Raw genomic sequence first — 21,202 nt, forward strand, 5'->3', positions numbered from 1 at the left:
TAGCTCGTCATGTCGCGCCGCATTGTGACAACTTGTCCGATCCTGGCCCCTGGCGCGTCATGTGAATGCCGGGAAAGCTCAAGGCTACTGTTCATCGCGGACCAGTCCAGCTATATGCTGTGGCTCTGTCATTGAACTGTCATGTTATCGTAGATGCTAAAATCAGACGCAGCGCCGCTTCGCAAGACACCGAGCGCGCGGGACGCCAATCCTGCTCCCAAGGACAACAAGAGAACGCAAGTCGCTGCGGGCTTCCTGAGGCAAATTGAGGACGGCGCGGAACCCGCGAATACCGAGGGCGCTGTGATTGATCAGACGCCATCGCAAGACGCGACCCCTCCGTCAACTCGGTCGGCCGCCACCGCAAAGCCCGCCGGCGAAATCGAGCTCAAGCTCATCGTCGATGCCGATCGCATGGCGCATTTCAACGCCGCGCCAGTCATCGCGGCGCATGCGCGGAACAAGGGCTCGCGGAAGCATCTGAAGTCCGTCTATTACGACACGCCCGAGCGGACGCTTCGGCGCAACGGCCTCAGCCTGCGGGTGCGCCAGAGCGGGGCGCGCTTCGTGCAGACCGTGAAGACCGATGCCGCGGATGATCCGCTGCGTCGTGGCGAGTGGGAGGCGAGCGTGCCTTCGCTCGCGCCCGATCTTGCTTTGGCGATGCCCTTCGTCCCGGAGAAGCTTCGCGGCGTTCTCGAAGCGCAGGCGCTCGAAGCCGTCTTCACCGCCGACACCCATCGCCACGCCCGGATCGTCGATTTGCCGTCGGGAACGGTGGAGGTCGCCTTCGACCGTGGCGAGCTGGCGGCCGGCGATCGGTCGATGCCGGTGAGCGAGATCGAGCTGGAGCTCAAGGATGGCAGCGCGAGCACGATCTACGAGATCGCGTTGCGGCTGGCCGAGCACGGGGTGGTGAAGCCGTCCATCCGCAGCAAATCGGCGCGCGGCTTCGATCTCGCAGCGGGCGTGCCGCCGGCGGCCCGCCGTCCGCGCAAACTTCGCCTCGATCCTTCAGTCACGCTCGACGACGCCTTCGCAACGATCCTGCGCTCCTGCTTCCTGCATCTGCTGCAGTCGCTGCCGGCGGCCGAGGACGGCCGCAATCCGGAGGGCGTGCATCAACTCCGCGTCGCGCTGCGTCGGCTCCGGTCGGCTCTGGACCTGATGCGATCGGTCGGCACGCTCAGCAATCTCGACGCGCTGCGCTCGGAAGCCAAATGGCTGGCGCAGGATCTGTCCGCCGCGCGCGATTGGGACGTGTTCCAGCTCGAAACCCTGCCGACGATCGCGAAGGCCTGTCCTTCCGTCGCCGGCTTCGATGCGCTCGGCCGGGCTGCGGCCCAGCGGCAGTCCGGCGCCTATCGCAAGGCGCATCATGCGCTCGCCGATCGCCGCTGTGCACTATTCCTGATCGGCCTTGGCAACTGGATCGAGGCGCGGGGCTGGCGCAGCGATGTCCCTGCCGAAGATCTCGGCCGGCTCGCCGAGCCCGCGGTCAATTTTGCCCAGCGTATCCTGTCGGAGCAATATGTGAAGCTGCTCAAGCGGGGCCGCCGTTTCAAATCGCTTTCCGTGGAACAGCTGCATCGGGTGCGGCTCGCGACCAAGCGGCTGCGCTATCTCAGCGAGTTCCTGCTGCCGCTCTACGAGGATCGCAAATCCACCAAGCGCTTCTCGCGCCGGCTCGCCGCTCTGCAGGAGGAACTCGGCGCCTTCAACGACATGGCGGTCACGGCATCGCTGCTCGAGGGGCTCGATGCCGAGCCCGACAGCGCCGTCGCCGCCGCGGCCATCGCCGGCTGGCAGGCGCGCGCCTCGATCGGCGTCCAGCCATCACTGCAAGGCACGTGGCGCGATTTCACCGCCGCGCGGGTGCCGTGGGCGTCACAGGGCTGATTGCGCATCCTCGAAAAGTTGCGGCCAGCCATTGGGGGATGGCTGGCCGCGCGCGAACCGGTCTGGGACGGGGAGGGGTGGGGATGTGACCGGGTCGCGTAACCTGTTGTCTCGTTCCTAATCTCTCGCGCTGGCGGTGGAGACCGCCGGCTTGGTATCGCCGAGCGAGACCCAGACGTTGGGATCGCTCTGCGACTGGCGCTTGACGAAGCGGTAGCCGGTCTCCGTCCAGGCCAGGACGTTCTCGTTCTGATTGTCGAGAACGAACTCGCCCTTGTCGGTTTTCACCGTCAGCACGGCGTGACCTTCGCCCTTCTTGTCGCGCACGACGGTGATGAGCAGGGCCTCGCGCGGCCATCCGGCATCCATCAGCATCTTGCGCTTCAACAGCACGTAGTCTTCACAGTCGCCGTAACCGTCGGTCGGCAGCGACCACTTCTCGATCACGCCCCAGTGCTCCTGGTCGGTCAAAGGCTTCACGGTCTCGTTGACCCAGCGATTGACCTTGACGAGGTCGCGCCATGCCGCCTGCGACATCACGATGTCGCGTGCCTGCGTCGGCGCGCCCTTGCACTGAGCGGCGTTGTCCGCACAGAATTCGACCCAGCCGATCGGCGCACGCGTGGTGTCGCCGAGGCTCGCATAGAGCAGTCGGCTCTCGCCGGCCTGCGCTGCTGCGCTGATCCCGAAGAGCATGGCGGCCAGCGCCAGCACCTTCCCCTGTCCCCTGAAATCAAACATTGCGGCCCCCGTTTCTTGTTGGGACCACATTTGACATGCAGCTTTTGAGTTGCCGCTAAGTCGGTCAAGTCAAGTTGAGACGAATGCAAGTAAAAGGCGAGGCGAATTCGATCTATACTTGAATCGAATTCTCATAAAATTTGAAATGACTGCAACTGATTCAAATTTTATCTATTAACGCGCAAACGCTGGCGGAACCGTCGTTTGCGCGCAATTGCTCGCTTGCGTTAACTCGCATCGGGATGGCCGCAACGCACGAAAAAGGCGGCGTCCGCATCGCGGAGGCCGCCTTCGAGGCTTGAAATACAGGGGGGTTCCCGCTGTCGCGCTTTACCGCGCGGTAACGCTCTCTTCGAGAGTCTCGATCGGCTGCTCGTGCATGAACTCCAGCGCGAAGCCGTCTTCGAGGTTGCGGACCACGCGGCCCTGCACCCGCCCGAGGAAAACAGTCGATTTCAGAGGCGGGCGGTTTTCCGCGGCGATCGCAGCACCTGACAGCGAGAGGTCGATGATGCGGCAGGTCATCTTGGTGCCGTCCTCGAGCGTCAGCACGGCGATGGGGTTGCGGGGCACGATACGGTCGTGGCGGCGGTCCTCGGGCAGGTTGAGGATGTCGCGGTTGGCGAGCCAGGTCAGCTGGGCCGCGAGCTTGTCGCGCTTGCGCGGCGTTGCCCCGATCGTCATGGCGAAGCCATTGTCGATGATGCGGGTGATCTTGCCCTCGACCCGGCCGATATGGTCGAGATAGGCAACCACGCGGTCGCCGACATTGCCGATGCCGGGGGCGAGTAGCGCGAGCCCGCCCGGCGACATGTTGATGACCTGGCAGGGGAATTCACGTCGGTCCGGCAGCATGTAACGGCCGAGCAGGTGCACCTTCACCCGCTGGAAACGCCGACGCTCCTCGGCGGCCGGAAGAAATTTTTTGTTCGCCAACGCCATTTTCAACACCCGACCCCCCGCCCGGGCGGAGTCCGGCACGACCCTAAGGTGCATAGGGTTAATGCCGCGTTAGGATCGGGCGCGCCGCTCACGGACAGACACAATACGCTCGAAAAGCAACATCAGGGGCAGGCAGGCCAGCACCGTCAGTGCGCCGAGGTCGAACGCAGCTGCGGCCGTGCCGGCCGACTTGGCGAGCCGGCCCGCGAGAGCCGGCCCCAACATCATCGCGGCATAAAAGAGGGTGTAGAACACGCCCATCCCAAGGGCGCGCGTCTCCGGCGCAAGGACGCGGGCGGCGAGGCTCATCATCGGGCCGGCCGGAAGGCCGCCGACCAGTCCGCCCAGGATCAGGATGGTGATCACGGCGTCGGATCGGCTCATCCAGGCCAGCAGGGCGGCCACGACGAGGCTGGCCGCGATCGTCAGAACAAAGGGCTTGCCGCGATCGGCGAGGTAGCCACCGGCCGGTACCGAGATCACTGACAGCCACATCACGACGCTGATCGCCGAGCCCGCCGCCGCGATGCTCCAGCCGCGCTCCGTCAGCAGCGTCGGGCCGAACGAGAAGATCATGGCAAAGGCAATATTATAAAGGCCCCAGATCATGCCCGCGACGATCACCGCCAGCAGGGCAAGAGCATCGGGCCAGCCCGAGGCGGCAGCGCCAACCGTTACCGCCGGGGGCGGCTGGTAGAACATGATCAGCGCAATACCGATTGCGGTCAGTACACCTGCTGCCAGGAACACCGCGCCTGCGCCATAGGCGGTCCCGATCGAAGGCAGCACCAGAAGCGAGATCCCAACGCCAACCGGCCAGGAATTGACGAAGATCGCCATCGCGGTCGCGATCTCCCTGCCGGCAAACCAGTCGGTGGCCATCTTGGTGAGCTGCACCGTCAGCAGCACGCCGCCGGCGCCCGAGGCCAGGCGGCCGGCCATCTGCCAGCCCCAGATGTCGGTTGTGGCCATGACCAGGCTGCCGGCCGTCATCAGCAAGAGCGCCAGGATCGTCGTCGGCTTGTCGCCGAGAGCCCGGCCGATCGCGCCGCTTGGCAGTGCCAGCACGATGCCAGGCGTGAAATAGAGCCCGATCAGGATCCCGATATCGGCAATCCCGACGCCAAAGCTCCCTTGCAGCAGCGGCGCGACCGCGGCCACGCTCTGAAATTGAAATGCGATGGTGAGGCGCACGACGAACAGGATTGCAAGAATGCCCCAGCGATTGCGCAACGTGTCGTCTCCCCGGCCGCCGCTGCAAGCGTGCGGCGGAGACAGGCGGGAGTCAACCGGGCCCGCTTCGCTACGTCGGCTTCGCAGCGCGCAGCAGAAGCAGCAGCACCAGCAGGACGGCGGCAGACAGGCCGAGCGACCAGTGGATGCCGATCGCCGCGCCTGACAGCCCGACGGTGATGCCGCTGAAGGCCCGCATCCCGAGCCCGGCCATATTATAGAGGCCGACGACGCGGCCGCGGATGTCGTGCGGCGCGTTCAGCTGCACAAGCGCCTGCGCCATGGTGTTGAACGAGAGCTCGAAGAAGCCCGCGCAGAACAGCAGCACGATGGCGACCGGATAGATCCGGACCAGGGCGAAGCCGAGCAGCGCCATGCTCCAGAGCATCGCCAGCATGATCGCGGTGCGCGGCGTGCCCTTGAGGCGGCCCCAGGATTCCAGCGCGATAGCGGCGAGCACCGCGCCGGCCGCATCCGCCGCCAGCAGCACGCTGTAGGAGACGCCGGGGTCGCCATGGCCGAGATCACCGGCATAGCCCGGCATCTGGGCGTGATAGGCGTTGCCGATCATGAAGGAGGTGAGGCCGGCGAGCCAGGTCATCGCCGCCAGCACCGGCTGAGTGCCGATCGCGCGCATCGTCAGCACGATGTCGGCAAGGCCACGCACCGCGAAGCGCCGCACCGCCACGCTGCTGTCGCGGACCGGTGCCCAGAACAGCCAGAGCAGCATCGGCAGGTAGAACAGCGTGTTGAAGATGATGCCGTGCGAGGTGCCGAGGGTGAGCATGATGACGCCGCCCACCGCAGGCCCGACCAGGATGCCGAGATAGCGCGCCATCGCGTTCAGCCGCACCGCGCTCGGCAGGTCCGCAGGCGCCACGAGATCGTAGAGCAGGAGCTGGTTCGGCGTCTGCCAGAGCACGCCGGCGCAGCCATGGATCACCAGCAGCAGCATCGCGTGCCACATCTGGATGGTGTCGGTGATGAAGAAGAAGCCCCATCCGGCGGACGCCACGATGAACAGCAGCATGCCGCATTGGATGATGCGGCGCGGATCGAACCGGTCGGCGAGCCCGCCGACCGCGACCGAGAACAGCAGGAAGGGGAGCCAGTGCGACAGCACGGCAAAGCCCGCCAGCGCCGGCGAATGGAATTTCTGGAACACCACCCAATAGCTGATCACATGCTCGATGTTGTCGGCCATCATCGCGAGCACATAGGCCGTGAACTGGAGCCGATACGGCACGGATTTCATCGCCGCGAACGAGCCGGACGCGGCCATGGGATTTTGGGGAAGGGGATTCAAGGGAGCACCAAGGGTGAGATTTCGCCCGTGCGTACACGCTCATCAATGGGCGCTTCAAGATGCATGGGTGCGCAGCCCATATGTGCAAAGCGATGGCCGGCTCTTGATAGGCTAGCCGATCCTGCCCCGAACGTATTTCTCCACCCGCTCGAGGAGATGATCGACAGACCCATCGGCCGTATCGAGCACGAGATGCTCTCGATCCCACGGCTCATAGTGGTGGTTCACTATCTCCTCCCAGTTTGGGAGTTCGTGGCCACTGATATCGGCGACGCGGTCTTCCGCCCGTCTCCGGTGGATGGCGAGGTCACGGCAGATCAATTCGATCTCGACGATATGTATCGAATTTTCCGCCGCCGTCTTCCGCCAGCCGGCACGGCTCGGAAGCACCGGGTTTACGCAATCGGCAACCACGGTTCGGCTGAGCTTGAGGTTTTCGGCGGCGATGGCATTCGCTATGGCATACCCTGTCGTGCCGACCGCCAGGCCAGCCTGCCGCAAGGCCTGTTCGATGGTGTCGATGCGGAGGTATGTTGCCTTTAGCCGCGTTGCCAACTCGCGGGAGACCGTCGTCTTGCCGGTGGCCGGAAGGCCGCCGAATACGAGCAACACAGGGGGCGATTGCTGGTCATGTCTTGTGATCGGTTACGGTTCGTTCGTCGAGGCCGGAGCACGCTCCTAGGTTTGCTTCGCTCACGCGGGCGACGAAGTCCAGTAGGTTGGCTGGAGCGGAAGCGTAATCCGGGCTGCCCGATTGAGGCCGTCGCTCGAGCAGCGGCGGACAAGTCGCCCCGCGCGGGCCTCGAGATTATCGGCTACGATCCCCCCATGGAACCGAACAGCCTCTATGACCGCCCGGATCTCTATGACCTGATGGCTCCGCCAAACGCGATGCTCGAACGCTTCTATGTCGAGATTGCGCGCGAGCGCGGAAGGCGCGTTCTCGATCTTGCATGTGGCAGCGGTCGCCTGACCATTCCGCTGGCGCAAGCCGGGCTCGAGGTCGTCGGAGCCGATTTGTCTTCGGCGATGCTGGAGCGCGCGCGGAATCACGCCAGAGCGCAATCGGTCGAGCCCGGCTTCGCCCAGGTGGACATGCGCGATTTCGATCTCGGGGGACGGACCTTCGACACCATCATCGTCGCCATGAATTCGGTCCTGCACCTGCATAGCCTCGATGACTTCAAAGGCTTCTTCGGATCGGTCGGCAAGCACCTGTCGCCGAACGGCCGGCTCGTGTTCGATGCGTTCCTGCCCAACATCGCCATGCTCAACGCTGATCCCGACAAGCGGGAGTTGATCGGCACGGTCGTCCACGATGACCTTGGCATGATCACCATTGAGGAGACGGCACGATACGACCCGCTCGCACAGGTCAGGCATGTGGAGTGGTACTGGTCGAGCGAGACCGAAACGGATTTTTGGCGGGTGAAATTGCCGATGCGCAGTATCTTCCCGCAGGAGATGCCATTGCTGATCGCTTCGGGCGGCCTCGGCCTCATCGCACGCTTTGGTGATTTCGATCACAGTCCTCTGACTGCGGGCAGCATGCGTCAGATCTGTCTCTGCGGTCTCTAGTTCGTAGCCTGGATGAGCGAAGCGATATCCGGGGCATATCTTCCCGCATGTCGCTTCGCTCATGCGGGGCTACGAGACTGCTGCTTGGCACGACGTCCTATCTCACATACGCTTGTCGTCAGCCTGCACCCATCAATCATAACAAGCGGGCACTGAGGACACATCCATGGAAGCCATTCGCGTCTGCACCCACGCCGGTCCCGGCACCGAGCCCGTCATCCGCAGCGTGCCGTGGCCGAAGGTCGGCCGCAAGGCTGCGCTGATCAAGGTCGGCGCCTGCGGTGTCTGCGGCACCGATCTGCATATTCTCAAGGGACATTGGCCGAAGCCGCTGCCCTGGCCGTTCACGCTCGGCCACGAGATTGGCGGCGTCATCGTCGAGTGCGGCGATGAGTTCACCGAGGACTTCATGAGCAAGCCGCTCAAGGTCGGATCTAAGGTGATGATCCCGCCGCTGATGCCGTGCGGCCGTTGCTATTACTGCATCCACTATCCGCAGACCGCGAACAAATGCCTGACGCCGGTCTATTACGGCCGCTATCTCGGCTTCGACAAGGCGCCGCACATGTGGGGCGGCTGGGCCGAATATGTCTATGTCGATCTCGACATGCTGCCGGGCACGAAAATCTACAAGCTTCCCGACGACATGTCGCTGCGCCTCGGCGCGCTGTCGGAGCCGCTGACCTCCTGCATCCGCGCCTTCAATCGCGCCAGCCGCGCCGGCGGTTTCACCTGGGGCGATACGGTAGTGATACAGGGCTCGGGCCCGATCGGCATTCTCGCGGTCGCCGCGGCCAGGGAGATGGGGGCAGGGCGCATCATCTGCGTCGGCGCCCCGGAGGAGCCGCGGCTCAAGCTCGCGCGCGAATTCGGCGCGGAGGCAACCGTGAACATCGAAGAGCTGACGTCGCCGCAAGAGCGCATTGCGCGCGTCCGCGACATCGTCGGCGGCTTCGGCGCCGATCTCGTGATGGATTGCTCGGGCCACCCCACCGCCGGCCCCGAAGGCATCGAGATGCTGCGCGACGGCGGCACCTATGTCGAGATGGGCCAGTTCACCGATGCCGGCTCGATCGACACCTCCTGGCACCGCATCTGCACCAAGGACCTCAACGTGCTGGGATCCTGGGGCTTCACCGGCAATGATCTGCCGCTCGGCGTCGACATGCTCTACCGCACGGCCGGCAAATATCCGTGGCTGAAGATGCAGACGATCTATCCGTTTACGGAGAAGGGCGTCGCGCAGGCGGTCAAGGACGCGATGGCGATGAAGACGGTGAAGTCCACCATCGTGCCGTGGCCGGAGCTGGTGGAATGATGGCGACGATGACAGGCGAATCCAGCGCGCCCGCCCGCTCGCCCTTCAGCGCCATCCGCGCGATCGACTACACCGTCATCTTCGTGCGCGACATGGCGGCGATGCGGCGCTTCTACGAGGACGTGCTCGCCTTGTCCCTGCTGCGCGAGCTGTCGCCGAACTGGATCGAGTATGGCCTCGGCCCCAACACGCTGGTGCTGGCGAAGCCGGGCCGGACTGCGGCCGATGCGCCGACGCCTGAAGGCAGCGCCTCGCTGCAACTGGCTTTCAAAGTGTCTGCACCCGAGGTCGACCAATGCGCCGACGAGCTTCTGCGCCAGGGCGTGGCGCTGCTGTCGCCGCCGACGGACCAGCCCTTTGGTCATCGGACGCTGTTCTTCCGCGATCCCGACGGCAACCTGCTGGAGGTCTACGCGGAGATCTGAGGTCACGCGGATGGTACAAATGCCGGGGTCGAGAGCAGATATCCGCTGCAACCTTGGCGCGGCACTCTCCGCCAAGCCATGCATCACGGCACTGGTGATTTCCGGCCTGTTGGCGTAAAGAGCGCCAGATCAAATCCGGCGTGCGGCCGGGCCGTTGCCGCGCACGCAGCTTTAGGCGCCTCGGCTCGCTGTGCCGCGCCTGAATTAACCAAGGTTTCCCATCTCGTGTCTCTTCCGGCCCTGACCCCGCCGCTCGCCCGCGCTTTGGCTGAGCGGAACTATGATTCACTGACCCCCGTCCAGCTCGCGGTGCTCGCCCACGAAGCCACCAGCCGCGACCTCCTGGTCTCGGCCCAGACCGGCTCTGGCAAGACCGTCGCCTATGGGCTCGCGATCGCCAGGAATCTGCTCGATGACGCCGAGCGGTTCGGGCAGGCGGCCGCGCCGCTTGCCCTGATCGTGGCGCCGACCCGCGAGCTCGCGCTTCAGGTGCAGCGCGAGCTTGCCTGGCTCTATGGGCATGCGGGCGGCCGCGTCGTCTCCTGTGTCGGCGGCATGGATCCGCGCCGCGAGCAGCGCGAGCTCGCCGCCGGTGCGCACATCGTCGTCGGCACGCCCGGGCGGCTCTGCGATCATTTGCGCCGCGGCCGGCTCGACATCTCGGAATTGAAGGCGGTCGTTCTCGACGAGGCCGACGAGATGCTCAATCTCGGTTTCCGCGAGGACATGGAGTTCATTCTCGAGACCACGCCGGAGACGCGCCGCACCCTGCTGTTCTCGGCGACGTTCCCGCGCGGCATCGTCGCGCTGGCAAGGCAATATCAACGCGACGCGTTCCGGATCGAGGTCGCCGGCGACGAAGGCGGGCACGCCGACATCGAGTATCGCGCGATCCGGATCGCACCTGGCGATATCGAGCACGCCGTCGTCAACATGCTCCGCTTCTATGAGGCGCCGAGCGCGCTGGTGTTCTGCAGCACGCGCGATGCCGTCAGGCATCTGCAGGCGGCGCTGCTCGAGCGCGGCTTTTCCGTGGTCGCGCTGTCGGGCGAGCTGACGCAGAACGAGCGCACCATGGCGCTGCAGTCGCTCCGCGACGGACGTTCCCGTGTTTGCGTTGCGACCGACGTTGCCGCCCGCGGCATCGATCTGCCGAGCCTCGACCTCGTCATCCATGCCGATCTGCCCAATGACGCCGAGGTGATGCAGCATCGCTCCGGCCGTACCGGGCGCGCGGGCCGCAAGGGCACCAGCGTTCTTCTCGTGCCGCCGGCACGGCGGCGGCGCGCCGAGCTGCTGCTCAATGTTTCCGGCATCGATGCGGACTGGGGCACCGCGCCGCAGGCCGACGAAATCCGCAAGCTCGACCACGCCCGCATGAAGGACGTGTTGTTCACGGAGGAGACGACGCCGGACGATCTGGTGCTGGCGCAGGCGCTGTTGGCCGAGCGGTCGGCGGAGGACATCGCCGCCGCGCTGGCGCGGCTTTATCGGGCACGGCTGCCGTCCCCCGAAGACATCCTCGATCCCGGCGAACGCAGCGGCAAGCCGCGGGAGGATCGCGGTCGCGACAAATTTCAAGGTGCGGATGACGAGGATCGTCCTGGCAAGTCGCGATCGAAGCCCGGCAAGGGATCGTCGAAGCACAATATGGCAGAGGGCAGCGTCTGGTTCCGCGCCGCGATCGGTCGGCGCAAGAATGCGGAGGCGCGCTGGCTGCTGCCGATGATCTGCCGCCGCGGCGGCATCGACAAGCGCGACATCGGCGCCATCAAGATCATGGACACCACCACCGAGTTCGAGATTTCCGAGCGCGTGGCGGAGTCCTTCGCCGCCAAGATCAAGCGTCCGGACAAGGAAGACAGCATCCGCATCGAGCCGATGGCGGAGGCGCCGCAGCGGCAGGCGCCGTCGGAGGAGAGGTCATATACGCCCCGGCGCGAGAGCGCCGATGCCGATCGCCGCCCGCGTCGTGAAGATCGCGCACGCGACACAAAAGCATTCAAGCCGCGCGACAAGGCTCACGGCGAGCGCGGTCCGAGAGTCGACGAGGCTCCTTCCTTCGGAAGGAAGAACAAGCAGCGAAACAAGCCGGCCCACGCGGAGCCTTCAGTCACGCCATGGCCCGTCAAGGGTGCGGGAGGCAAGAAGGCGAAGAAGAAGCGTCGCGGGTGAGCCTCGTCATCCAGTCCGGACGGCAATGATGCCGCCGGATCGCACCGGCGACATCATCGGAAAAGTCCGGTGGGCTCAGCGGCCGCCGCCGCCACCACCACCGCCACCTCCGCCGCCGCCACCACCGGCGTCATGCAGCACCGAATTGTAGCGCGGGTCGGTCTGCTTCATGTAGACGGGCGAGATATCGGGAGCGGTACGAGCGCGCCGTCCGCCCTGGTTCGGCACCTCGACCAGACCGGCACAGCCCTCGAAGAAGGCGAACTCGCAGCCGTAGGCCCGGTACTGCGTGGCGTTGGCACTGGTCGCGCTGAACGCGGCCGTCGCAGCGAATGCAATCAAAGCAACTTTCGACAATGTGAGCTTCATGGAAGGTCTCCAGTCTCGGTTCGGCGAGACCGGAACGGTCCGCACGTTTCTTCGACGGAGGCCGGCCGAAGCCGGTTCGAGCGGGCGGCTTCACGCCCGCGTGAGCCGCGACCGGGAAGGGCGTCACGCCGCAGCGAGATCGCGAAGCATGTAGGTCGCGCCCTCGCCGTAGGAGGCGAGCTTCGTACGCAATTCCGCGTCTGCCGCCACGGGCCGAAAGCCGAGGCGTTGCCACAGCGGCTGCGTGGCATAGACCGAGACCAGCGCCAGCGCCGTGATGCCGGATGCGCGCGCGAGTTGCTCGATCATCGCGATATAGGCGCGTGCGACACCGCCGCGGGCGTCGGGCAGCACGGCGACATCATGCACGTAGAGGCAGTCCGCATCGTGGGGCAATCCAGTGAGGAAGCCGTCGAGCGGTGGAATCCGATGTTGCTTCCAGGGATGGGCGAGCCCGTAGCCGACGATCGCTTCGTCCGCAGCGAGCACGCGGCATCCATCGGGACAAAGCCGCATCTTCTCCGCGAGCACGTCGGTTCGCTCGAACAGACCAGGATGGATTCGCGCCGCGATCGCGCTGATCGCAGCGAGATCGGACGCGCGTGCGGGACGCCAATGCGGCTTGCTCATGTCGAACAAATCTTTACTGCCGCTATCGCGGATATTCTAGCTGCATCGCCACGAAGTCGGCCGTGCGCGATCCATAGCGCGTCTCGATCGCGCGCAGCGTCTCGTCCAGTGCCTGCGCTGGCGGCGAGGTGACGGTATCCGGCAGCGTCTGGTGTGCCGGCCAATCGTCGGCGATCCGCTCCGGCAGGATGCCGAGACCGCCGCGGCTCTTCTGAACCTGCGGCGTGGCGGCGAAGGTGAGGGCGCGCGAGCGATAGGTTCGCGACCATGCATCGGCGATCAGCGCGAGTGAGACCTCGTCGATGCCGGGCGTCAAGGCGATGCCGAGCTGCTCGCGGTTCCAGAACGCGAGCGTGTTCGCGATTGCGGTCAGCGCGAAGGGGCGCGTGAAGCTGAAGGCGTCGCTGCGGTGGCGCGCATCCCACGCCGCAAGGCCGATCTCGCGGGCGACCGCCTCGGCCTTGGCCCGGCCGGCGATCGCCTCGATCAAGGTGAGGGCCATCGGCATGGATGCGGTGATGCCGGTGGTCGTCGCGACGCCCTGGTCGACGACCAGTCTGCGATCCGGCGCATAGCGGATCGTCGTATGCTTCTGGAGGTCGCGCACGGAATACCAATGCGTCGTGGCCCGCTTGCCGTCGAGCAGCCCGGTCTTGGCAACGACGGTGGCGCCGACGCAGACGCCGATCACGATCGCGCCCTTGCCGGCCTGGCTCCTGATCCATTGCAGGACCGCTGCGTCGTCGTCGCGGCTCATCGCGGGCACGATGACGTAGTCGGCGCCGTCGGGGTGTGCTGCATCGAAGGCGGCGATGGTCGCGTGCGGCTGCACCTTGAGCGCAGGATAGAGCGTGACGGGCCCGGGCTGCGTCGCCAAGGTGAGGACGTCGGCGATGTCGGCGCGTGCGAGGATGCCGTAGGGCATGAGATAGTCGGTGGTCTCGCTCATGTCGTTGATGCCGACGATGGCGATCAAGGGGCGCTTTCGTTTCGGCGGTTTCAACGCGGCCAGCGTCGCCGCGGCTTCCTCGCTGGAGATCGCAGACGCGGTTCCCGATGATGGCGCGCCGGGCAGCAGAAGCAGCCATGTTCCGCCGATCGCGGCAAGCAGTGCCACGCCGCCGACTACGGTCCAGCCCAGAATGCGCCAGCTCATGATGATGTCACCCGCTCGTCGTCTCACGCGGCGCGGAAGCTAGCCGCTCGCGGCTACTTCAGGAATGACGCAAATCCGGCAAAAGCGGCCATGCCGCGCGACGATCGACACGGTCGCCTGCGCTTTCGAGATTAGCGCAGCCCCTCATACACCATCAGCCCGCGTGCGATCTGCAGTTTGCGGATTGCGCGCGGCAGCAGCTTCTCCGGCTGATGCAGATAGCGCCATGAGGTGAGGGTGAAGGCACCGAGCGTGCCGCATTCATCGTCGAACGGTGCCAGCACGCCGGTCACGCTGACGGGTGTGTGCGGGCGGGCGTTGAAGGGAAGCAGCAGCAGCTCGAGATGCGCCTTGCTGCCGTCCTCGCGCGCGGCGGTGAGGCCGGCGATTGCGCCCAGCGTCTCGTCGGCGACAATGGTGGTGATCTCCTCGATCTCGCCGCGGGTTTCCGGCGTGAACAGCGCCGCAAAGCTCCGGTCCTTGAGGTCGCCCCCGGCGAGCGCGCAGACCCGCGTGCCGGCCACGCGGAACGGGAAGCCGAGATTGGGCTCGCAGGACAGCACGAAGATGTCGCTGAGCAGATCGCGGACGGCAGCCGGGTCGATGTCGGCCCGATCAGGGGCCCGCGCGGTGCCACGCTTCTTGTCCCAATACGCGAAGAACGCGCGGCTCGACGGATGTTTCATGACTGAACGCTAACCCCGGGGTGCAACCCCACGGGACAACCCTGTCCCGCTTCAGTGCACCCGCGATCCCTTTGGTTGTTGTGCAGGAGGGGATTTGCAGCGTCCATGCCGCGGGCGTGTTTTAGGCCCCCTGGGAGCTTTCTTTGCACCGTTAACGTTAAATTAACTATGCGCTTCCCGCCGGCAGCCCCGCTGCTATGGTGACCGCGGACGCAAGCCCCGCCGGTTTTCCAGGTTCTCGGCGAGGCTTGTACACAGGGCGTCAAACAGTTTGGTCACGGGCCGCGGGGAGGGGTGGGGATACACCTTATTCCTTGGAGTACCGGAAGACCGACATGGACAGGCAGGGCTCCCCAGGGGCCCTGCCTTTTCCTCTTGTGCACTTGCGCAGGGGCGGCAAAGGCGACTATCTCCAAGCATGTCGCTCCGATCGCGCTGAAAGCGAAGCTGCCTTGGATTCCCCGCCAAATTCTCCGCCGCAGGAGTCTCCGGATCTGCCGGCCGTCCAGGAGAAGGCTCCGCGCGAGCCGATCCTGACACTGCCGGCGGCGCTGACCGCCTATATCGTTCTGCTCGCGGTGATCCATCTGCGGGTGCTGCTGCCGCCGGAGCTCGAGAACTGGACCATCGACGTCTTCGGCTTCATCCCGAAGCGGTACGATTCCTCGCTACTGAATCTGCAGATCCCGGGCGGGACGGGGGCGAAGGTCTGGACCTTCGTCACCTATTCGCTGTTGCACGCCAATCTGACCCATCTCGGCTTCAACCTGCTGTGGCTGTTGCCGTTCGGCAGCGCGCTGGCGCGGCGGTTCGGGGCCGTCAGGTTCTTCGTGTTCATGGCGGTGACGGCGGCGGCCGGCGCGCTCGCCCATCTCATCACCCATGAGCATGCGGTTGCGCCAATGATCGGCGCCTCGGCTTCGGTGTCCGGCGCAATGGCGGCGGCGATCCGCTTCGCCTTCGCCCGCGGCAGCTTTCTCTCGTTCAGCCGCTCGGACGCCGCTACCGCCGCGAAGGTTCCGGCGCTGCCGCTGTCGCGCGCGCTGCGCGACGGGCGCGTGGTCGGCTTCCTCGCGGTCTGGTTCGGCGTCAACATCATTTTCGGTCTCGGCGCGATCGGCGTCGATGCGGAGACAACGAGCGTGGCCTGGCAGGCGCATATCGGCGGCTTTTTCGCAGGGCTCCTGCTGTTCGCGCTGTTCGATCCCGTGCCGCGCGTGCGAAGCGATGCTGCGGATGCGTCATAACGCGACGTTTCAGACCATATTTGAAGCGGCGCTTGCAGCGCCGCCCGAATTCATCCATCATTCCCCGGAAGAATGTTCCGAAGCGGCAAGCCCATAGCGGCAGCGCTTCGCAAAGCGCACGAGCGTGAAACCGGCGCTGTAACTGTTAGTTGAAGACTCGCGAACAAGTCCGGACCGCCGAACGCGAACGGCTCCGATTCTGGGAGGCGACAATGACGGTACGTTCCATTCTCAGTACCAAGGGCCATCAGATCATGAGCGTCGAGCCCGACGCCAAGTTGTCGGCCGCGGTCAAGCTGCTGGGCGAAAAGAAGATCGGTGCGGTGCTGGTGATGAACCAGAGCCGGCTCGAAGGCATCCTGTCCGAGCGCGACATCGTGCGCGTGCTCGGCGAGCGCGGCGCCAGCGTGCTGGATGAACCGGTTGCCCAGGTCATGACTCGCAAGGTCGTCACCTGCAAGGAGACCGATACGGTCGCCGAGCTCATGGAAACGATGACCACGGGCAAGTTCCGCCATCTGCCCGTGATCGACAACGGCAAGGTGGTGGGCCTGATCTCGATCGGCGACATCGTCAAGCGCCGCGTCCAGGAATACGAGTCCGAGCAGGAAGCCCTGCGCGACTACATCAAGACCGCCTGATCGGATCTCACTCTTGTGCGGTGGGCGCTGCCCCTTCAGGCGGCGGCGCCAGCACGTGGATCGCCTCCTGGATCGAGTCCAACGCGCGCTCGGCGGCGCGCGTGCCGTGCGCGATCAGGTCCTCGGAGCGGTGGAAGTCGAACCAGCCGAACTGGCCGACGCGCGGTGTGATCAACAGGTCGGGCGGATCGCCGGCAAGGCGGGCGCGCGTGATGCGGTCCTGCATGATGTTGAAGGCATCCACCATCACCGAGGAGATGCCGGGCCGTCCGCCGCCGCCGAAGAACTCGCGCTTCATGGTCTTCTCGGGTGAGAAAAATCGCGGAAAGCGCCGCTTGGCAGTCGACACTTCGGGTACGACTGCCACTGGCGCGGGCATCGCGCCGTGCGAATAGATCGTCGTGGAATGGGTGAAGATGTCGCTGGAAAGATTTGCGGCGATGACGATTTCGGCGCCGAGCGCGCGGGCGGCCGAGACCGGCACCGGATTGACCAGCGCGCCGTCGACCAGCCAACGGTCGCCGATCAGCACGGGCGCGAAGATGCCGGGCAGCGCATAGGAGGCGCGCATCGCATCGACCACGCGGCCGCGCGTCAGCCAGATCTCGTGGCCGGTGCGGACCTCGGTCGCCACGGCGGCGAACTTGATCGGGAGGTCCTCGATCAGGGCCTGCCCGACCGCCTCCTCGAGCCGGGTTGCCAATTTCTCGCCCCCGAGCAGGCCGGAGCCGTTGAGGCGGATATCGAGATAGCCGAGGATGTTGCGCATGCCCTGCAGGCTGCGCCCCCAATCTTCGAACGTATCGAGCCGGCCGGCCGCATGGAGTCCGCCGACCACGGCGCCGATGGAGGTGCCGACCACGACGTCGGGCACGATCCCATTGGCGATCAGAGTTCTGATGATCCCGATATGGGCAAAGCCGCGCGCCGCGCCGCCGCCGAGGGCAAGGCCGATGACCGGCCGGCGGGTGGTGCCGAGCCCCACCTTCTCCCCCGCTTTTTCCCCATTGGAGCCGTTCGCGCCCCGACCCTTCAAAATATCCAGCACCGAAAAACTCTCCTGCCCGGGCCAGCCCTCACACCAGAGTAGGCGCCGGACCTCCGCTCCGCCATAACGAGGGTGAAGCATGGTTTATACCGTTCGGGAAGCAGGGGGCAGCAGTGTGGCGACGGCTGGTCGTCCTCGGCCAATCACGCAGGCGTCAATCGGGTTCCCGAGAACCGTATTTCCTGGGGGTTCCGAGGCTTGAATTTGCCGCGTTTTCGGTGAAAAGCAGGAGGCATGACACGCGGGGGTGACGGCATCATCGGATGGCGGCGCAGCGTTCGGCTGCTGCCGGCGCTGAGCCTTGCCGCCTGCCTCATGATCTTGGGCCAGAACGCCGCTCAGGCGCAGCTTTTCTCCGATCGTCCGCCGCCGGTGCCCCCTGCTTCGGTGCCCGATCCCGGCGCCGCCATCAATCTGGCCGCACCCTCCGGGCCGGGCGCCGGCCCCCCGAGCCTGCCGCCGACCCTGATGCAGCCGCTCTCGCCCAGCATGCCGCCGCCCGCGGTCACGACCGTGCCGCCGGCCGCGCCGCTGAATGCGGCCGTGCCCGGCCAGGGCGTGCTGTCGCTGACCGCAAGATACGGCAAGGATTCTCCTGCGATCACCAGCGGCCTGGTCTGGCGCGTGTTCGCCGACCGTCCCGACGAGAACGGCACCTTCAAGCTGATCCGCGAGGACCGCAATGCCGCGCCCAACATCGTGCTGCCGCCCGGCAATTACGTCGTCCACGTCGCTTTCGGCCTCGTCAGCGCGGTGCGCACCGTCAGCCTGAAGGCGGAGACCGACCGCGAATCCTTCGTCCTGCCCGCGGGCGGCCTGCGCATCGAGGGCCGCGTCGGCACCAGCCGCATTCCGCAAAACCAGATCTCGTTCTCGATCTACAAGGGCAGCCAGTTCGAATCCGGCGAGCGCGCCTCGCTGGTTCCCAACGTCGCCGCCGGCGACGTCGTGCTGATTCCGGAAGGCACCTATTACATCGTCTCCAACTACGGCGACGCCAATTCGGTGGTGCGCTCGGACATCCGCGTCCAGGCCGGCAAGCTCACCGACGTCACCATCACCCACCGCGCCGCCGTGATCACGCTCAAGCTCGTCAGCGACAGGGGCGGCGAAGCGCTTGCCAACACCGCCTGGTCGGTGATCACCCCGGGCGGCGACGTCATCAAGGAATCGATCGGCGCCTTTCCGCGCGTCGTGCTCTCCGAAGGCGAATACCGCGCCATCGCCAAGAACGAGGGCAAGGTCTACGAGCGTGGCTTCAACGTCGTGAACGGCGTCGACGGCGAAGTCGAGGTCGTCGCGCGGTAGCGGCCTTCTGTAACGCTGCAGATACGACACATCTCATCTAGCGCACGATTGATCTATCCCTTCTTACCTCTGTCGTTGCATGTCGGGTAAGCGGATGCTCACCATTCGTTATTTCTTGTGTACTGCCTTGAATACCATGACTGCTACCGGCCTGTTGCGCTGAGCTTGGACTTACACCGCGGGCGCCGTCTTATTCCGATGCGCCGTGAATTCACCACAGTGGTGGAAGAGACCAATTTCCGATCATCAATTTTATTCTCTTTCCATCCTGCTGCGTTATATGTCGGGCATCCGTCTAACGGGGGAGGCCGGAGCAGGCGCGTGCCTTGCGAGACCGGCAGGAGCAGGGGACCTAGCCCGTCGGCATGTTCGAAGTGATCCTCACCAGGCGCAAGCGGTTTGGCTGGCGATGGCAAGTGTGCGACCAGTCCGGCAAGGTCTTTGCCGACGGCTTCGAGCGCACCCGGCCGTCCGCCAAATATCAAGGCGAGCGCGCCTTGTTCTTCCTGTTGTCGCAGGCCTATCTGCACAACCGCTCCGCGGCCTCGAGCGAGGATTAGCGGCGTTCCTGCGCGTACATCCTCGTAGCCCGGGTGAGCGAAGCGACACCCGGGACGGTGCCGGCAGAATCCCGGATGTCGCTGCGCTCATCCGGGCTACTAGGCTTTGCGTTGCCCGCCGGGCAAAACACGCCAGAGCTGAGTCAACGTGCACCGTCGAAAATATTCCACTTTACCGAAATTCGGAAACGGCGTATGTATCGCCGCAACCCGGCCCAACGAAGAGGGGCGTATCGCGATCGTCACGAACGCGGGCCGGGCGGCGGTGGGACGTGGACCACACCGGCGCGAAGGGCTTCGCAGGGCGGGCAACCGTGAGCGAAAGCGTCGCGCCAACGACGGGTGCGGTTCGCGTACGGCAAAATCGTGTCGTCCTGGCGTCCGGGGTCTGTACGCCAAGTCTTGCGGTGATGAGGCGGCCCGACCGGGTTCGCAGCATCAGCCATCCGCAAGGCGACGGGGGCAATAGTGCATCGCTCCCCGGGGAGAGCACGACATACGCCGTAAACCCACTGCGCAGGGAAGGCCGGTTGCTTGGCTTCACCTGTATGCCGCTGTGCAATCTTTGTAAGCACACGCTTTCGCACAGTGGACCGTGGGTGCCCGGCCGGCACCCGGTCTTCCCTGCGCCCTTCTTCAATCGAGGGTGAGGCACCGACGCAAAACTCGGGCGCGATTTGCCGCGAGGCTGCGAAGGCGTGCCTGCAAAGATCGATGGAGCGAAGCTGTTGCCCCACACTCCGTCATTGCGAGGAGCCCTTGCGACGAAGCAATCCAGACTGCCGCGGCGGAAAGATCCTGGATTGCTTCGCTGCGCTCGCAATGACGAAAGCAGTCGTGGACCAAAATGCCAGCGCATGCCCGGACGAGCGCAGTTTGCACAACCGTCATAGTCTCTAACACCCACTAACCAACACCTGACTTAAAACTGTCATAGTCACCGAACGGAACCAGAGCTGGCCCCGGTTGTTTGGACAGCGCCCCGCTGGATTTAAGTGGATTCCTGCCGGGTTATGCTGAACGCGGGGCTTTACGATTTTGTCGTTGCGTCGGGAGGGCGTAGCCCGACCAGAGCGACGACAAAATCGTCGGCGACGGTCATGCGGCCATCACCATAGCTTGCGTGCCGAAGTAAGCCTCGTCGGGCGTGCGCCCGTCAAGGCTCGAGTGAGGGCGTCCCTGATTGTAGAAGGCCAGATACTTGGCAATTGACGCTCGCGCCTCGGACACGCTGTCGTAGGCGCGGAGATAAACTTCTTCGTATTTGACCGTGCGCCAGAGCCGCTCGACAAACACGTTGTCGCGCCAGGCGCCCTTGCCATCCATGCTGATGGCGATCTTCGCGTCCAGCAGCACATCGGTGAACTCGAGGCTGGTGAACTGGCTGCCCTGGTCCGTGTTGAAAATCGCGGGCCTGCCGTGCTTCGCCAACGCCTCCTGGACCGCTTCGACGCAGAAGGCCGCCTCCATTGTGATCGAGACGCGATGGGCCAGGACCCGTCGGCTGAACACATCGACGACCGCCGCGAGATAGACGAAGCCACGCCGCATCGGAATGTAGGTGATGTCCATTGCCCACGCATGGTCGGGCCGCTCGATCTTCAATCCGCGCAACAGGTACGGGTAGATCTTGTGACCCGGAGCCGGCTTGCTCGTGTTCGGGCGACGATAGACCGCCTCGATCCCCATGCGCTTCATCAGCGTCGCGATGTGGCGGCGACCGGCGTATACCCCCTCCCGCCGCAGCAACGATCGCAGCATACGCGCTCCCGCGAAGGGATAATCGAGATGCAGCTCATCGAGCCGACGCATCAAGGCAAGGTCCTCGGCCGAAACTGGCCGAGGTTCATAGTAGACCGTGCTGCGAGCCAGCTTCAGGACCTTCGCCTGGCGCACGATAGAAAGATCATGACCGCGGTCGATCATCGCTTTGCGCTCAG

At 65.1% G+C, this 21,202-nt stretch carries 20 protein-coding genes; 9 read left to right on the forward strand and 11 right to left on the reverse strand.

What is annotated here, in order from left to right:
- The first annotated feature begins 153 nt into the window (after nt 1-153).
- Nucleotides 154-1,899 (forward strand): CYTH and CHAD domain-containing protein, encoded by a 1,746-nt coding sequence (locus RCO31_RS26860; protein WP_145640696.1) that lies wholly within the window; start codon nt 154-156, stop codon nt 1,897-1,899.
- Nucleotides 1,900-2,016: 117 nt separating this feature from the next.
- Here the strand turns inward: RCO31_RS26860 and RCO31_RS26865 are convergent, their stop codons facing one another.
- The 5 genes from RCO31_RS26865 to RCO31_RS26885 all read right to left on the reverse strand — a co-directional run bounded on the left by RCO31_RS26865 (nt 2,017) and on the right by RCO31_RS26885 (nt 6,733).
- Nucleotides 2,017-2,640, reverse strand: a complete 624-nt coding sequence (locus RCO31_RS26865) for a transglutaminase-like cysteine peptidase (RefSeq protein ID WP_167520708.1) — start codon at nt 2,638-2,640, stop codon at nt 2,017-2,019.
- A 330-nt stretch (nt 2,641-2,970) separates the two neighbouring features.
- Entirely contained in the window at nt 2,971-3,582 is a 612-nt protein-coding gene (locus RCO31_RS26870) for a PilZ domain-containing protein (protein WP_008565596.1), read from the reverse strand.
- Between the two features lie 69 nt (nt 3,583-3,651).
- Nucleotides 3,652-4,815 carry a CynX/NimT family MFS transporter gene (locus tag RCO31_RS26875; protein ID WP_145640700.1) on the reverse strand — a complete coding sequence of 388 codons (1,164 nt, stop codon included), beginning with the start codon at nt 4,813-4,815 and terminating at the stop codon, nt 3,652-3,654.
- Between the two features lie 70 nt (nt 4,816-4,885).
- Nucleotides 4,886-6,097 carry an MFS transporter gene (locus RCO31_RS26880; protein WP_145640751.1) on the reverse strand — a complete coding sequence of 404 codons (1,212 nt, stop codon included), beginning with the start codon at nt 6,095-6,097 and terminating at the stop codon, nt 4,886-4,888.
- 135 nt (nt 6,098-6,232) lie between these two features.
- Nucleotides 6,233-6,733, reverse strand: a complete 501-nt coding sequence (locus RCO31_RS26885; RefSeq protein ID WP_145640703.1) for an AAA family ATPase — start codon at nt 6,731-6,733, stop codon at nt 6,233-6,235.
- A gap of 216 nt (nt 6,734-6,949) precedes the next feature.
- Here RCO31_RS26885 and RCO31_RS26890 point away from each other — a divergent pair, with 216 nt between their 5' ends.
- The 4 genes from RCO31_RS26890 (at nt 6,950) to RCO31_RS26905 (ending at nt 11,617) form a co-directional block, all read left to right on the forward strand.
- A complete protein-coding gene (locus RCO31_RS26890) occupies nt 6,950-7,699 on the forward strand; it encodes a bifunctional 2-polyprenyl-6-hydroxyphenol methylase/3-demethylubiquinol 3-O-methyltransferase UbiG (protein WP_308971449.1) in 750 nt (249 codons plus the stop codon).
- 166 nt (nt 7,700-7,865) lie between these two features.
- Nucleotides 7,866-9,017 carry a zinc-binding dehydrogenase gene (locus RCO31_RS26895; protein WP_145640708.1) on the forward strand — a complete coding sequence of 384 codons (1,152 nt, stop codon included), beginning with the start codon at nt 7,866-7,868 and terminating at the stop codon, nt 9,015-9,017.
- Between the two features lie 8 nt (nt 9,018-9,025).
- Complete coding sequence (locus tag RCO31_RS26900; protein WP_145640711.1) at nt 9,026-9,442, forward strand: VOC family protein; 417 nt, start codon at nt 9,026-9,028, stop codon at nt 9,440-9,442.
- Between the two features lie 225 nt (nt 9,443-9,667).
- On the forward strand, nt 9,668-11,617 hold the full coding sequence (locus RCO31_RS26905; protein WP_145640713.1) for a DEAD/DEAH box helicase: 1,950 nt from the start codon (nt 9,668-9,670) through the stop codon (nt 11,615-11,617).
- Between the two features lie 75 nt (nt 11,618-11,692).
- Here the strand turns inward: RCO31_RS26905 and RCO31_RS26910 are convergent, their stop codons facing one another.
- The 4 genes from RCO31_RS26910 to RCO31_RS26925 all read right to left on the reverse strand — a co-directional run bounded on the left by RCO31_RS26910 (nt 11,693) and on the right by RCO31_RS26925 (nt 14,458).
- Nucleotides 11,693-11,986: a hypothetical protein gene (locus RCO31_RS26910; protein ID WP_145640715.1), complete on the reverse strand. Its 294-nt coding sequence runs from the start codon at nt 11,984-11,986 to the stop codon at nt 11,693-11,695.
- A 123-nt stretch (nt 11,987-12,109) separates the two neighbouring features.
- Complete coding sequence (locus tag RCO31_RS26915) at nt 12,110-12,616, reverse strand: GNAT family N-acetyltransferase (protein WP_145640718.1); 507 nt, start codon at nt 12,614-12,616, stop codon at nt 12,110-12,112.
- Between the two features lie 22 nt (nt 12,617-12,638).
- Nucleotides 12,639-13,772 (reverse strand): DJ-1/PfpI family protein, encoded by a 1,134-nt coding sequence (locus RCO31_RS26920; protein WP_145640721.1) that lies wholly within the window; start codon nt 13,770-13,772, stop codon nt 12,639-12,641.
- Between the two features lie 131 nt (nt 13,773-13,903).
- Nucleotides 13,904-14,458, reverse strand: coding sequence for a PAS domain-containing protein (locus RCO31_RS26925; protein ID WP_145640723.1), 555 nt, complete (start codon nt 14,456-14,458; stop codon nt 13,904-13,906).
- Nucleotides 14,459-14,910: 452 nt separating this feature from the next.
- Here RCO31_RS26925 and RCO31_RS26930 point away from each other — a divergent pair, with 452 nt between their 5' ends.
- Both RCO31_RS26930 and RCO31_RS26935 read left to right on the forward strand, forming a co-directional pair.
- Nucleotides 14,911-15,705 (forward strand): rhomboid family intramembrane serine protease, encoded by a 795-nt coding sequence (locus RCO31_RS26930; protein WP_145640725.1) that lies wholly within the window; start codon nt 14,911-14,913, stop codon nt 15,703-15,705.
- Nucleotides 15,706-15,917: 212 nt separating this feature from the next.
- Nucleotides 15,918-16,346, forward strand: a complete 429-nt coding sequence (locus tag RCO31_RS26935) for a CBS domain-containing protein (RefSeq protein ID WP_145640729.1) — start codon at nt 15,918-15,920, stop codon at nt 16,344-16,346.
- A gap of 7 nt (nt 16,347-16,353) precedes the next feature.
- Here RCO31_RS26935 and RCO31_RS26940 read toward each other — a convergent pair whose 3' ends face one another.
- The gene (locus RCO31_RS26940) at nt 16,354-17,394 is read right to left on the reverse strand and encodes a patatin-like phospholipase family protein (protein ID WP_145640732.1); all 1,041 of its coding nucleotides are present in this window, start codon (nt 17,392-17,394) and stop codon (nt 16,354-16,356) included.
- A 234-nt stretch (nt 17,395-17,628) separates the two neighbouring features.
- On the opposite strand from RCO31_RS26940, the gene RCO31_RS26945 reads away from it, so the two are divergent.
- Both RCO31_RS26945 and RCO31_RS26950 read left to right on the forward strand, forming a co-directional pair.
- Nucleotides 17,629-18,702 carry a hypothetical protein gene (locus RCO31_RS26945; protein ID WP_145640733.1) on the forward strand — a complete coding sequence of 358 codons (1,074 nt, stop codon included), beginning with the start codon at nt 17,629-17,631 and terminating at the stop codon, nt 18,700-18,702.
- Nucleotides 18,703-19,067: 365 nt separating this feature from the next.
- Nucleotides 19,068-19,262 carry a hypothetical protein gene (locus RCO31_RS26950; RefSeq protein WP_167520709.1) on the forward strand — a complete coding sequence of 65 codons (195 nt, stop codon included), beginning with the start codon at nt 19,068-19,070 and terminating at the stop codon, nt 19,260-19,262.
- Between the two features lie 1,098 nt (nt 19,263-20,360).
- Here RCO31_RS26950 and RCO31_RS26955 read toward each other — a convergent pair.
- Nucleotides 20,361-21,202: IS3-like element ISRj2 family transposase (locus RCO31_RS26955; protein WP_308971450.1), on the reverse strand; the 842-nt coding region annotated here is incomplete at its 5' end.

Source organism: Bradyrhizobium sp. LHD-71 (genome assembly GCF_031157255.1).
Classification (GTDB): Bacteria; Pseudomonadota; Alphaproteobacteria; order Rhizobiales; family Xanthobacteraceae; genus P52-10.